This is a genomic window from Pseudomaricurvus sp. HS19, assembly GCF_009857815.1.
GTDB lineage: Bacteria > Pseudomonadota > Gammaproteobacteria > Pseudomonadales > Cellvibrionaceae > Pseudomaricurvus.
On sequence record NZ_WVVW01000009.1, the window covers coordinates 88,178 to 100,557 of the forward strand.

A 12,380-nucleotide genomic window follows, 5' to 3' on the forward strand; every position below is an offset into this window, starting at 1 on the left:
GGGAAAGCCGTGGCTTTCCCGTAGAATTTATCATCATCCTGATGTCTGGCCGCGAAACAGTCAGCATCCCTGCCCGCGGTAATTTGCTCTTTGGCAAATTCTCTCCAAATGTCGTCAGTTGTAACAGTCAGTCAAACGCTATTGTTATTGTTTTGCCGTTATCTCAGTAGTTTTCTGTTTTAGTTATTATTTGTTGTTTTTATTATTGTCGTTTTAAGTTTCTTATTATTTGTTGTTGTTATTAGAGTTATCAGTTGTTGTTATTATTTGTTGTTATTATTGCTCGTATATAAAGCATTTGGTGTGCCAACTATTGAAAACCCTTTTAAATCAATAGCTTAAAAAAATATACCCCGATTTTCTTTGAGACGCTGCGTCTTACTTCGTTACCGAATATCCCTGTTTCTGTTACACCACTCCGCTTTGGTAACACCTGCCACCACAGGGGCGTTGTTACCGGCGTGACGCTGCCGGCCTGGGTATTGGCAGGGCGTACTGATGGCGACGAGGGGGCCGGATATGGGGCCGGGACCCCGGGTTACAAGGGGCTATTGCAGCGGACTATTGGCCAGGCGAGGGTAAGGCAGGGGTGGCCGGGGGGGAGCTGCAGCCGGCATGGCGGCTGCAGGGCTTTGTGGCGGGCGGGCTGCAGGGCTGTGTACCGGGCGGGAAGTTACTTGGCAGCGGTCTTTTTGCGCGGGATGCCGAGGCGTTGGCGCCTTTCCCACAGGCATTTACGGCTGACGCCCAGTTTACGCGCCAGTTCGGTTTCGCTCATGTGGTCCTGGTGTTCCAGGACGAAGTGCTGGAAGTAGTCCTCCAGGGAGAGGTCTTCGGTCGGTTCCGGGGTGGAGCGGGTATCGGCGTCGGTATCGCCCCGCGCCCGTCGAACCTCTTCAATGATCTCCTCTTTCTCGCCACTGACGTCAACCAGGTCCAGATCGATGGAGAGCAGTTCGTGGGAGATCTCCCGTTCATCCTCACAGAGGATGACGGCGCGCTGAATGGCATTCTCCAGTTCCCGTACGTTACCTGGCCAGGTGTAGGTGGTAATGGCCTGGATGGCTTCCGGTGTCAGGCTCAGGATCTCCTTGCCCATGTCGCCACAGTAGCGCTGCAGCAGGGACTCCGCCAGTGACAGAATGTCGCGGCCACGGTCGCGCAGTGGTGGCAGCACCAACTGGACCACGTTGATACGGTAGAAGAGGTCTTCGCGGAAACGGCCCTCCTGGCACAGCTTGCGCAGGTCGCGGTGGGTGGCGCTCACCAGGCGCACATCCACACGGCGGGATTCGGTGGAACCCAGCGGTCTGACCTCACCCTCCTGCAGCACCCGCAACAGGCGCGCCTGCGCCTCCAGCGGCAGTTCGCCGATCTCGTCCAGGAACAGGGTGCCACCGTCGGCAGCGGCAATCAGGCCCTCGTTTTTGTGGGCGGCGCCGGTGAAGGCCCCTTTCTCATGGCCAAACAGCTCGGATTCAATCAGGGTCTCGGGGATGGCGGCGCAGTTCACCGAAATCAGCGGCTTGCTGTGACGCGGGCTCTCGCTGTGGATGGCCTTGGCCACCAGCTCCTTACCGGTACCGGTTTCACCGTGGATCAGCACGGTAGCACTGGTAGGGGAGACCTTGTGGATGCGGTTGTAGAGAGTCTTCATGACCGGGCTGCTGCCGATCATGCCGGGAATCTGGTGGCTGGAGGTCTTGCTGGGCTGGCGCTGGCGCGCCGCGTCATTGGCCTTGCCAATGGCGCGCTTGACGGCCGCCACCATCTCGTCGTGGTCGAAGGGTTTGGCGATATAGTCGACCGCCCCCATACGCATGGAGTCCACAGCGGAGCGCAGGCTGGCGTAGCTGGTCATGATCAGTACCGGCACTTCACCGGCGGCTTTGATCATATCGGTACCCGGGGCGCCGGGCAGGCGCAGGTCGCTGATGATCAGGTCATAGCTGCCGATGTCATAGCGGCTCAACGCCTCTTTCACCGAGGCGGCTTCACTGACGTCGTATTTGTTGCGCTCCAGCAGCTTGCGTAGTGCGGTGCGGATAATAACTTCGTCTTCGACTACCAGTATGTTACCCATAGGTCTTTTGTTACCTGATCTGTTACTGGGGGGCCAAGTGAGCGCTAGTGTTACCCTAGTCGCCGCGAGATTCAAGTTGGCGCGGTAATTTTATGCGGATTTGAGTGCCAGATACCTGCCCGGGTGCGGGGCTTTCGATCTCCAGGTGGCCGCCGTGATCCTCGACGATGCTGTAGACCATGGCCAATCCCAACCCTGTCCCCTCGCCCGGTTCCTTGCTGGTGAAAAAGGGTTCCAGCACCCGCTCGCGGTGCTCCTCGGCGATGCCGGTGCCTTCATCGGTGACGCTGATCAGCAGCATGTCACCCAGATCCTCACCCTCCAGGCTGATGTGCCCGCCATCGGGGCTGGCGTCGCGGGCGTTGGAGAGCAGGTTGATAAACACCTGGATCAGGCGCTGTGAGTCGCCCTTGATCACCAGGCTGGCATCAATCCTGTTGTCATAGTGAACCTGGGTCTTCTCTTTCTGCAGTGACAGCAGCTGTACCGCCTCGGCGGCCATCTCCCGCAGGGCTACCGGCATAAAGTCTGCCTGATCCTGCTTGCCGGTGTGGGAGAAACTGACCAGTGAGTGCACGATGCGGCTGACGCGGTCCGTCTGGCTGAGAATCTGGTCGGCGGTCTCCAGGCAGGCATCCGGGTCGTCGGCCTCGTATTTCAGGTTTTGCGCCAGGCAGGCGATACCGGTTACCGGGTTGCCGATCTCGTGGGCGACGCCGGCCGCCAGGCGACCGATGGAGGCCAGGCGCTCGCTGTGCACCAGTTCCTGTTCCAGGCGCTGGTTCTCGGTCATGTCCTCCAGCAGGATTACCTGGCCGTCGGCACTGTCGGCTACAGGGCCGGCAATATTGGCCTTGTGCAGGCTGATCCAGCGCGGCACGCCATCCACTGTCAGTTGCTGTTTGTGGGTATGTGACTCCGAGATATTGGAGAAGCGCGCCAGAATCTGTTGCCAGGGGTCGGGAATGTCCTCCAGCAGGGAGCCCACCACTGACTCCGAAGAGATGCCGGTAAGTTCCTGCATGGCGTGGTTCCAGAGCAGGATTTCACTGTCGTCGCCCAGGGAGCAGGCGGCCATGGGCAGCTCTTCCAGTGTGTTGCGGTGGTAGAGGCGCAGGTTGTTGAGCTCGGCCGCCAGACCGCGCAGGTGGCTGCGGTATTGGGTGAGGCGGTTCTCGATCAGGTTGATGTCGGTGGTGCCTTTGGCTTCCGGCAGGTGATAGGGGATCTTCTTGTCGAGGATCTCGCCCGCCATGGCGGTGCCCATCAGGCCGGAGAGGTTGGCTTCAATCTTGTCGCGCAGGCGGCGCAGGGCGTAGGGGCGACGCTCGCTGACCGTCAGGTTGAGCTCTTTCAGGGCGCGTTTGACCTCCCGTTCGGCGTTGGTCTGGCCGAGGCTGCTGCGCAGGCGGTCGATAAACTCCTCGGCGCTGTGCACGTCGAGGATCATGCGCAGCGGGTGGCTCAGCTCATCTTCGGCGCAAAGCTCTGCCGAGTAGCGCTCCTCCACACTGGATTTGGTCAGCAGCGAGAGACCGATAAAGGCCGCCAGGTTGGCGGTCAGGGAGACCATGGTGATGCTGTTCCAGTGCTCAATACCCAGCGGCAGCTCCAGGTTGAGCCAGGGCAGTGCCAGCGTCTCCCAGCCGGTGAATGCCGGGATCAGGAGGCCGGTCAGCCAGACACCGGATCCCAGCACGAGCCCACCAATAAAGCCCCGGCTGTTGGCCGCTGGCCAGTAGGAGACCGCCAGCAGTCCGGGGAGGAATTGCAGGGTCTGGATAAAGCCCATCAGGGCCAGCTGGGTGAGACTGAGGCGGCTCTCCAGTACCTGATAGAAGCCGTAGCTGATGACAAACACCGCCAGGATCAGGCCGCGGCGCAGCCACAGCAGCTGGCGGTAGATGTTGTGCGGGTTGCGGATGTTGAGCACCGGCAACAGCCAATGGTTGAGCAGCATGGTACTCAGTGCCAGGGCGAAGGAGACCATGGCGCCGGTGGCCGCCGATAGACCACCGAGAAATGCCAGCACCGTCAGCGAGGGCGATTCACTCAGCAGCGGGATGCCGAGGGTGAAGTACTGTGCAGGCAGTGGTACGCCCAGTTCAAAACCTGCCCACAGAATCGGGAATACCGGCAGTGCCAGCAGCAGCAGGAACAGGGGGAAGGCCCAGCTCAGGGTGGAGGTCATCTGCTTCAGCGGTCCCTCCACCACGCTCATGTGGAAGATGTGGGGCATGGCCACCGCGGTGGCCAGGAACACCAGCAGCAGGGTGTGGGAGGCGGTGTCGCGGATGGGGGTGTGCAGCAGCTCGATATGTTCCGGGTAGTCCAGCAGCCACTGGTCCAGCGCGCCGAGGCTGCCAAATACGCCGTAGATGGCCAGCAGGCCAATCGCCAGCAGTGCCACCAGCTTCAGCAGTGACTCGAAGGCCATGGCCACAATCAGCCCCGGGTGCTGGTCGCGGCTGGAGCCAAACAGGATGGTGAATACCGCCAGCACCGCACAGTAGGAGAAGGCCAGGAACTCCCGCGAGTTCCAGTCACTAAAGACGCTCAGCGGCTCCTCGCGGTTGTAGAGGGTCATGATCTGCAGGGTGTCGGCTACCGCCTGCAGCTGCAGGGCCAGCAGCGGCAGTGCAGCCAGCAGCATGCAGAGGGTGCTGAGGGCGCCGGCGGTCTGGCTGTGATAGCGGAACACCAGCAGGTCGGCGAGGCTGCCGATCTGGAAGCGACGCGCCAGCTGCGCCAGCGGCGCGATGGCCACCGGGGCAAACAGGAACAGGGCGCCGGTGCCCAGGTAGTAGGCCAGGGCGCCGTAACCAAACTGGAAGGCGAGGTCGATCACCCCGTAAAACGCCCAGGCGCTGGCGAAGACCCCCAGCGACAGAATATAGGTGACCGGGTGACGGGAGATCTTCTTCGGGATGATGCCTTTCTCGGCGGCAAAGGCGATGCCGAACAGTATCACCAGGTAAATGATGCCGATGACGGCGATGTCGGTGATATCGAAAGTCATTGATGCTTCTTGCGCGAGTGGTAGAAGAAGGCCGCCACGACCAGCATGGCCCAGATCAGGTAGGGGCGATACCAGGCACCCTCCGGATTGATCATCCAGGTAAACAGGGTGGGAGAGAAAATGTAGGCCACAAGCAGTAGCAGAATCAGATAGCGTTGATTATTCATAGGGCCGGGTCAGCGGAAAAATGGCTGCGCTGAGTGTACTGAAAGGCTGCCATCGGTGCACGCCTGCGAGGCCGCTTTTACGGCACTGATGACTCAGGGAGGCTGCGCAGGGCCGCTACGGCACCGCGATGCCAGTGGTTGAGCCCCCACGCCAGCAGGGTCTGGCAGTCGGCGCCGCGCAGCTCCGGCGGCGGCTGCAATTGCAGGCGGTGCAGTGCCAGCCACAGGTTATGGCTGGCTTGCACGGCTTGCAGCGGGGCGGCAAAGGTCTGTTTGCTGAGCTTCTGCCCCTCCGGGTTAACCACCACCGGCAGGTGACCGAACTGTGGTGCCGGCGCCTGCAGCAGCCGGAACAGCCACAGTTGCCGGGGCGTGGAGTCCAGCAGGTCACAGCCGCGCAGCACGTGGGTAATACCCTGGGCGATATCGTCCACCACCACTGCCAGTTGGTAGGCGTAGAGACCGTCCTTGCGGCGCAGGACAAAGTCCCCAACCTCGCTGCGAAGCTGCTGGCACTGGCGTCCCTGCAGCAGGTCGTCGAAACAGAGCTCATCCTCGCCGCTGGCAGGTGTCTTGACCCTCAGCGCCACCGGGCCGGAGGCAGGCGGGTGTTGCAGGCAGTGGCCGTCGTAGGCGGTGAGGGATTGCAGGCGCTGGCGATTGCAGTTGCAGGGGTAGATGAGTTCGCGTCGGGCCAGCTCGTCAAGGCAGGCCTGATAGGCGTCATGGTGTTCGCTCTGGTACATCACCTCGCCGTCCCATTCGAGCCCGTGGGCTTCGAGGGCCCGGAGGATGGCTTCGGCGGCGCCGGGCTGTTCCCGGGGGGGGTCGAGATCTTCCATTCGCACCAGCCACTGGCCGTGGTGTTGGCGGGCATCAAGCCAGGAGGCGACCGCAGTCAGCAGGGAACCCTGATGTAATTCACCGGTGGGGGAGGGCGCGAAGCGACCGATGTAATCGGCGCCGGGGGTAATGGTCACTAGGGTAAGGGGGAGTGGAGAGGCTCACCGGCGGGGTAGCCGCCGGTGAGCCAGGCAGGTCGGGGGTCAGCCGCCGATCTGCTTTTCCTTGATTTCGTCGAGGGTTTTGCAATCGATACACTGGGTCGCAGTGGGGCGCGCTTCCAGGCGGCGGATGCCGATTTCCACACCGCAGGTCTCGCAGAAGCCGTAGTCGTCATCGTCGATCAGCTGCATGGTGTTATCAATTTTCTTGATCAGCTTGCGCTCGCGATCGCGGGTGCGCAGTTCGAGGCTGAACTCCTCTTCCTGGGTGGCGCGGTCGGCGGGGTCAGGAAAGTTGGCGGCTTCGTCTTTCATATGGGAAACCGTGCGATCCACCTCTTCCATCAGCTCTCGCTTCCAGGTTTGCAGAATTCCGCGGAAATGCTCTTTCTGAGCATCGTTCATGTACTCTTCACCCTTCTTCTCTTTGTAGGGTGTAAAACCCCGTGAAGTGACGCTGTCGGTGTTTTTAGAGTTTTTCGGCATCTGTGTACGCCTCGTTCCAAGATTCCAGATTAAACAGTGTGGGGTGCGAGAGTCCGCAAATATGGGCAAATAAAACCCAAACGGGCAAGCTACCAGATATGCAGAAAGCCTGCCAGCGCTTTGTCAGGCCGCAGGATGGGTCCCCAAAATCAATAACGGTCGCGGATACTGCGCCTAAGGCGGGGATCTGTCAACTCTGCAAATGGCGGTGCGGCAGGCCCTGCTGGGAATTGCGACTTGCACTCGTCGCCATGCGCCATAGACTGGCTGCGCGATCCCGCCGGAGTCGCTGCAATTCCGCTTTCGGGATGTCATATAAGGAACATTTAACCCATGAATTTTGATCCCCCACTGGCCGAGGGCCGGTTGCTGCGTCGTTACAAGCGTTTCCTGGCGGACGTGGAGCTGCCGGGCGGCGAGCAGGTGACAATCCACTGCCCCAATACCGGCTCCATGAAGGCCTGTCTCGCGGAAGGCAGTCCCTGCTGGTTTTCGGTATCGGATAACCCCAAACGCAAATATTCCCGCACCTGGGAGATCGCTACCACACCCACCGGCGATCTGGCGGGCGTGAACACCGGCCGTGCCAACGCCCTGGTGGAGGAGGCGATAGTCAACGGCACAATCGCCGAGCTGCAGGGCTACGAGCGCGTGCGCAGGGAGGTGCCTTACGGGGCCGAGCGCAGTCGTATTGACCTGTTGCTCGAAGGCGCGGCCGGCAACTGCTATGTGGAGGTGAAGAATGTCACCCTCTGCGAGGATGAGGGGCAGGGACTGTTTCCCGATTCGGTCAGCAGCCGCGGCACCAAGCACCTGCGCGAGTTGGCCGCCATGGTGGCGGAGGGGCACCGCGCGGTGCTGCTCTTCTGTGCACAGCACACCGGTATCCGGCGGGTATCGGCGGCGGCAGAAATCGATCCTCTCTACGCACAAACGTTGGCGGAGGTGGCGGCCCAGGGGGTGGAGGTATACGCCTATCAGGCCAGTATTGCGCCCGACGCGATTGCTCTGCGAACGCCGTTGCCGGTGATAATCTGAGGGACGAGTTAAAGAGCGGAGGCGTCTACCCATACCTGCTGCTGGCGCAGCTCTGCGGGGATCGCGGTCAGTGAGCGGCCACTGCAGGGGCCGGCGACGCAGAGGCCGTCGTGGATGGTAAACAGCGCCCCGTGAGTGGAGCACTGGATCAGTTCACCGTCGAGGTCGAGAAAGCGGTCCTCCACCCACTCCAGCGGAATGCCCATGTGCGGGCAGCTGTTGTGGTAGACATGCACCCGCTCTTTCTGGCGCACGGCAAACAGGTTCAGCCCCTGCAGGCTGAACCCCTTGCTGCCGTAATCGGGAATATCCCCCAATTCACACAGGAACTGCACTGTCGGTCGACTCAGGCAGTGGCTTGCAGGGCGGCGATACGCTCCTGCAGGGGCGGGTGGCTGGCGAACAGTTTGGAGAAGTTCTGTTTGAAGCCGCCGCTGATTCCGAAAGCGTAGATGCTGTCGGGCATGGAACTGGGTACCTGGGCCTCAACTTCCATCTGCAGGCGGCGCAGGGCGTTGATCATGGCGCCGCGACCGGCCAGGCGGGCACCGGCATCGTCAGCGCGGAATTCACGGTGGCGGGAGAAGGCCATCACAATCATGGAAGCGAGCACCGCCAGCACCATCTCTGCAACAAATGTGACGATGTAAAACGCCGGGCCGTGGCCCTGCTCGGTTTTGAACACCGCGCGGTCGACGGTGTGGCCGATGATGCGGGCAAAGAACATCACAAAGGTGTTCACCACCCCCTGGATCAGGGTCAGGGTCACCATATCACCATTGGCCACGTGGCCAATTTCGTGGGCCAGTACGGCGCGCACCTCGTCCTTGTTAAAACGCTGTAACAATCCCGCGCTCACCGCCACCAGGGCTGCATTGCGGTTCCAGCCGGTGGCAAAGGCATTGGCCTCCCGGGCCGGGAAAATACCCACCTCGGGCATGCGGATTTTGGCTTTTTCGGCCAGCTCGGCAACGGTCTCCAGCAGCCATTTCTCCTCGGCGTTGGAGGGGCGTTCGATAATCTGGGTGCGGGTGCCCATTTTGGCCATGAATTTGGACAGAAACAGCGACACCAGAGCGCCGCTGAAGCCGAAGATGGCGCAGAACACCAGCAGGTTGCCGAGGTCGAGGCCGCTGCCGCTGGCATCCAGGTAAGAGCCTACGCCCAACAGGTTGAGAGTGATGCTGGCGACCAGGATCACGGCCAGGTTGGTCATCAGGAAAAGGCCAATTCGTAACACAGAGTACTCCTGCACAGAGAGAAAAATTCGGAGTATCTAAGATAGGTCTGGCGGCGGAAAATTCAATGTCCGCATCTCTGTAGCAGGGTAAAAAACTGCTAAGTCCGCGGGGGGATGGCGAAGCGCCGGGTTACAGGCAAAAAAATGGCCGCCCCGTAAGGAGCGGCCCACAACCGTGATTAGCCTGTTTAGGAGAGAAGGTCATGAGGACCTTAAACTCTACCGCCGCTGCATTAGCGACGATATGAGAATGATAACTCTTCTCGTTAATATGTAAATAAAAATTATTCTCATTTGAGAGTAATTTTTATTGGGCTGTGCTTTTTGCTCCTCGGCTTGCTCCTCAGTGCCGCTGCGCGGGCCTTGAGTCGGAACCGGGAGATGGAGTGGTCAGCGCCTGTTCGGCCTGTGCCACCAATTGTTGTTTCTGCTCGGGATCCAGGTCATTCCAGTGCACATCCTGCAGCGCGCCTTGCAGGGCATAGAGCATGACTTTGGAGACATGAATGCCACGGAGCTTGATACGGATGTAAGCCTGCACAGGGCCGACTTGTTTGAGATCGTCGCAGGAGTGGATGCCGATGGCTCTGAGGATGTTGACCGAGGCGACACCAAGATTTTTCAATTGCAATAAGTCACTATGACTGGTCGTCATAAAAGCAAACCCCAATTTTGTTTTTATTGTATTTTTTGCTACACGTATGGTCGGGTAGGCCAAGCGGTTATAATACATTTTCCCGCCGCGATGGCAAATTGGACTTTTGGATGACTTGCTCTCCCCCCGACCTGGACTTCGCCCGGCTCACCGGGCAGACCGAAGCGCACCTGGTGCCCGGCCCGGGTGGCGTGCTGGTGCACAGGCAGGTGCTGGAGCCTTTGCAGCGTCTTCACCGCAGGGCGCAGGCGGCTGGTTTTGAGCTGACGCTGGCCAGCGGTTTTCGCAGTTTTGAGCGGCAGATGAGTATCTGGCAGCGCAAGCTGCGGGGTGAGTTACCCCTGCTCTCCCGTACCGGTGAGCGCCTTGACGTAGACGCCCTCAGCCCTGACGAGCAACTGCAGGCGCTGCTGCGTTGGTCGGCACTGCCCGGTACCTCGCGCCATCACTGGGGTACCGATTTTGATATCTACGACGCCGCCGCCGTCCCCGCGGGCTACCACCTGCAGCTGGTGCCGGAAGAGTACACCGGCGACGGTCCTTTTGCCCCCATGACCCAGTGGCTGCAGCAGGCAGTCGCCAGCGATTCGGGCGAGGGATTCTTTTTCCCCTATGCCGAGGACATTGGCGGAGTGGCACCGGAGCCCTGGCATCTCAGTTACCGGCCACTGGCGCAACAGTTTCTGCAGGCTTTTGAGCCAGCCGTTTTTCAGGCCCTGCTGCAGGGGGCGGGCTGGCCACTGGCGGACAGCATCGCCGGACGGGCTGAGGAGATCTACCGGCGCTACATCTGCCTGCGGCCGGACGCTTGAGGCCTGCCTGCCGCTGCAGCGGCTATATGTTAAGCTTCGCCCATCAGGCAGAGGACACCAATCATGAACACAGAAGCCCTGCGGGCGCCTGACGCCGGAGAACAGGACCTCATCTGGCAGGCGATCCGCACCGAAGCAGCCGCCGCCAGCCGCGAGGAACCGGTGCTGGCCAGCTATTACCATGCGGCCATACTCAACCACTCCACCTTCGCGGCGGCCATCAGTTTCCACCTGGCCAATCGCCTCGACAGCGCGGCGGTGCCGGCCATGACCGTGCGGGAGGTGATCCTGGAGGCGATGCAGGCGGATTCGGCCATTGGTGAGGCCATGCGAGCGGATATCCAGGCCTGCCGGGAGCGCGATGCGGCCTGTGACAAATTCAGTACCCCCTTTCTCTATTTCAAGGGCTACCAGGCCATTCAGACCCATCGCATCAGTCACTGGTTGTGGCAGCAGGGGCGCAAGCCGTTGGCGCTCTACCTGCAGCACCAGATGTCGCAGGTGTTCGGGGTGGATATTCATCCCGGCGCCCGTCTCGGTCGCGGCATTATGATCGACCACGCCACCGGGGTGGTGGTGGGGGAGACCGCCGTGATCGGTGACGACGTCTCCATGCTGCATTCGGTTACCCTGGGCGGCTCGGGCTGCAGCGGGGGTGCCCGTCACCCGCGGATTGGCCGCGGTGTACTGATCAGTGCCGGTGCCAAGGTGCTCGGCGATGTGTATGTAGGGGAAGGTGCCAAGATTGCTGCCGGCAGTGTGGTGCTGGAGTCGGTACCGGAGCACACCACCGTGGCGGGCGTACCGGCGCGCATTGTGGGGCGGCCCCAGTGTGAGAGCCCTGCCCTCGATATGGATCATAAGATCGAGTAGCCTTTTGCACGTTGGGCAGGCTGCCAGCGTCAACCGCGAAGACCGGCGACCGGACAGATTCAGCACAGGAACAGGGAACAGCAGACCCATGGCGACTTTCGACATTATCTTTCGCGGCGACCTGATGCCCGGCTTTCAGCTGGCGGACGTCAAGCGCAACCTGGCGTCCCTGTTCAAGGCGGATGCGGCGCGGATAGATGCCCTGTTCAGCGGCGCGGCGACGCCGTTGAAGCGCGGCCTGGATGAGGCGACCGCACAGAAATACCTGGCCGTGCTGAAAAAAGCCGGTGCCGACGTGCAGCTGGCGGCGGAAGGCTCCGTGGGTGCAGGCCGTCGCCGAGCCGCTGCGGCCGCCCCCCCGCCACAGCCATCTGCGGCAAAACCGTCCATGCAGGAGCGTCTCGCCGCCCAGGCACAAACTGCACCGGCTGTGGCAGCGGTGAGTCAGCCAGAGGTTAAACCTGCAACTGCAGCCGCGGCTTCCGGCTTGAGCCTGGCCCCCGTGGGTACGACGCTGGTTGAGCCTGCACGTGCTGAGGCTCCGGTGGCACCGGACATTGGCCATCTGAGCCTGCGCGCCCAGGAGGGGAACCTGGTGGATGGCAATGAGATTGAGAGGCCAGTGCCGGTGGCGGTCAACGAACTCAATGTGAGCCTGCGGGAAGCCGGCGCCTCCCTGCTGGATGAGGGAGAGCGAGAGATCAAGGCGGTAGTAGCTGTCGCCGACCTCGGGGCAGAGCTGGCACCAGCCGGTAGTGACCTGGGGCAGATTCGCCGCCCCCCGCCCCCTCCGGCACCGGACACCTCCGCCATCCAATTGCTGGACAATTGACAGCGCCTGCCACGTAAATTGCACCGGAGCCCATCGCCCGGGCACAAAAAAGCCGCAGTTACTGCGGCTCAGGTTAATGCCTAATCCTGTCCCGTCATTGCGAGGAGCGTTTTTCAGCTCCGCGGCAATCCATGTTTGGCACCGTATCGGCTGGCCTGTGGTAAACATGGA

The 12,380-nt window shown here is 61.1% G+C and carries 12 protein-coding genes; 4 read left to right on the forward strand and 8 right to left on the reverse strand.

Annotated features, from left to right (window positions below):
- Positions 1-673 precede the first annotated feature (673 nt).
- The 5 genes from GSF27_RS13145 to dksA form a co-directional block, all read right to left on the reverse strand.
- A complete protein-coding gene (locus tag GSF27_RS13145; RefSeq protein ID WP_160969831.1) occupies positions 674-2,083 on the reverse strand; it encodes a sigma-54 dependent transcriptional regulator in 1,410 nt (469 codons plus the stop codon).
- A 55-nt stretch (positions 2,084-2,138) separates the two neighbouring features.
- Complete coding sequence (locus tag GSF27_RS13150) at positions 2,139-5,102, reverse strand: ATP-binding protein (RefSeq protein ID WP_160969833.1); 2,964 nt, start codon at positions 5,100-5,102, stop codon at positions 2,139-2,141.
- The gene (locus tag GSF27_RS17750) at positions 5,099-5,269 is read right to left on the reverse strand and encodes a hypothetical protein (protein ID WP_202410443.1); all 171 of its coding nucleotides are present in this window, start codon (positions 5,267-5,269) and stop codon (positions 5,099-5,101) included. The genes GSF27_RS13150 and GSF27_RS17750 overlap by 4 nt, the downstream gene beginning before the upstream one ends.
- Before the next feature lie 77 nt (positions 5,270-5,346).
- Positions 5,347-6,249 carry a tRNA glutamyl-Q(34) synthetase GluQRS gene (gene gluQRS / locus GSF27_RS13155; RefSeq protein WP_370462605.1) on the reverse strand — a complete coding sequence of 301 codons (903 nt, stop codon included), beginning with the start codon at positions 6,247-6,249 and terminating at the stop codon, positions 5,347-5,349.
- A 66-nt stretch (positions 6,250-6,315) separates the two neighbouring features.
- Positions 6,316-6,759, reverse strand: coding sequence for an RNA polymerase-binding protein DksA (gene dksA, locus GSF27_RS13160; protein WP_160969835.1), 444 nt, complete (start codon positions 6,757-6,759; stop codon positions 6,316-6,318).
- 333 nt (positions 6,760-7,092) lie between these two features.
- Between dksA and sfsA the strand changes: the two genes are divergently transcribed.
- Complete coding sequence (sfsA, locus tag GSF27_RS13165; RefSeq protein ID WP_160969837.1) at positions 7,093-7,797, forward strand: DNA/RNA nuclease SfsA; 705 nt, start codon at positions 7,093-7,095, stop codon at positions 7,795-7,797.
- A gap of 8 nt (positions 7,798-7,805) precedes the next feature.
- Here the strand turns inward: sfsA and GSF27_RS13170 are convergent, their stop codons facing one another.
- From GSF27_RS13170 to GSF27_RS13180, 3 genes are all read right to left on the reverse strand, one after another.
- On the reverse strand, positions 7,806-8,132 hold the full coding sequence (locus GSF27_RS13170) for a Rieske (2Fe-2S) protein (protein WP_160969839.1): 327 nt from the start codon (positions 8,130-8,132) through the stop codon (positions 7,806-7,808).
- 11 nt (positions 8,133-8,143) lie between these two features.
- Positions 8,144-9,037, reverse strand: a complete 894-nt coding sequence (gene htpX / locus GSF27_RS13175; RefSeq protein ID WP_160969841.1) for a protease HtpX — start codon at positions 9,035-9,037, stop codon at positions 8,144-8,146.
- Between the two features lie 343 nt (positions 9,038-9,380).
- A complete protein-coding gene (locus tag GSF27_RS13180) occupies positions 9,381-9,692 on the reverse strand; it encodes a TfoX/Sxy family protein (protein ID WP_160969843.1) in 312 nt (103 codons plus the stop codon).
- A gap of 110 nt (positions 9,693-9,802) precedes the next feature.
- On the opposite strand from GSF27_RS13180, the gene GSF27_RS13185 reads away from it, so the two are divergent.
- The 3 genes from GSF27_RS13185 to GSF27_RS13195 all read left to right on the forward strand — a co-directional run bounded on the left by GSF27_RS13185 (position 9,803) and on the right by GSF27_RS13195 (position 12,209).
- On the forward strand, positions 9,803-10,504 hold the full coding sequence (locus GSF27_RS13185) for a M15 family metallopeptidase (RefSeq protein ID WP_160969845.1): 702 nt from the start codon (positions 9,803-9,805) through the stop codon (positions 10,502-10,504).
- A gap of 63 nt (positions 10,505-10,567) precedes the next feature.
- Complete coding sequence (gene cysE / locus GSF27_RS13190) at positions 10,568-11,377, forward strand: serine O-acetyltransferase (RefSeq protein WP_160969847.1); 810 nt, start codon at positions 10,568-10,570, stop codon at positions 11,375-11,377.
- 88 nt (positions 11,378-11,465) lie between these two features.
- Positions 11,466-12,209 (forward strand): hypothetical protein, encoded by a 744-nt coding sequence (locus tag GSF27_RS13195; protein ID WP_160969849.1) that lies wholly within the window; start codon positions 11,466-11,468, stop codon positions 12,207-12,209.
- Positions 12,210-12,380: the final 171 nt, after the last annotated feature.

Bases quoted from the DNA above. Each gene is read 5' to 3' on its own strand.
- GSF27_RS13145 (WP_160969831.1), bottom strand. From the start codon at position 2,083: ATGGGTAACATACTGGTAGTCGAAGACGAAGTTATTATCCGCACCGCA.
- GSF27_RS13150 (WP_160969833.1), bottom strand. From the start codon at position 5,102: ATGACTTTCGATATCACCGACATCGCCGTCATCGGCATCATTTACCTG.
- GSF27_RS17750 (WP_202410443.1), bottom strand. From the start codon at position 5,269: ATGAATAATCAACGCTATCTGATTCTGCTACTGCTTGTGGCCTACATT.
- dksA (WP_160969835.1), bottom strand. From the start codon at position 6,759: ATGCCGAAAAACTCTAAAAACACCGACAGCGTCACTTCACGGGGTTTT.
- sfsA (WP_160969837.1), top strand. From the start codon at position 7,093: ATGAATTTTGATCCCCCACTGGCCGAGGGCCGGTTGCTGCGTCGTTAC.
- GSF27_RS13180 (WP_160969843.1), bottom strand. From the start codon at position 9,692: ATGACGACCAGTCATAGTGACTTATTGCAATTGAAAAATCTTGGTGTC.
- GSF27_RS13185 (WP_160969845.1), top strand. From the start codon at position 9,803: ATGACTTGCTCTCCCCCCGACCTGGACTTCGCCCGGCTCACCGGGCAG.
- cysE (WP_160969847.1), top strand. From the start codon at position 10,568: ATGAACACAGAAGCCCTGCGGGCGCCTGACGCCGGAGAACAGGACCTC.
- GSF27_RS13195 (WP_160969849.1), top strand. From the start codon at position 11,466: ATGGCGACTTTCGACATTATCTTTCGCGGCGACCTGATGCCCGGCTTT.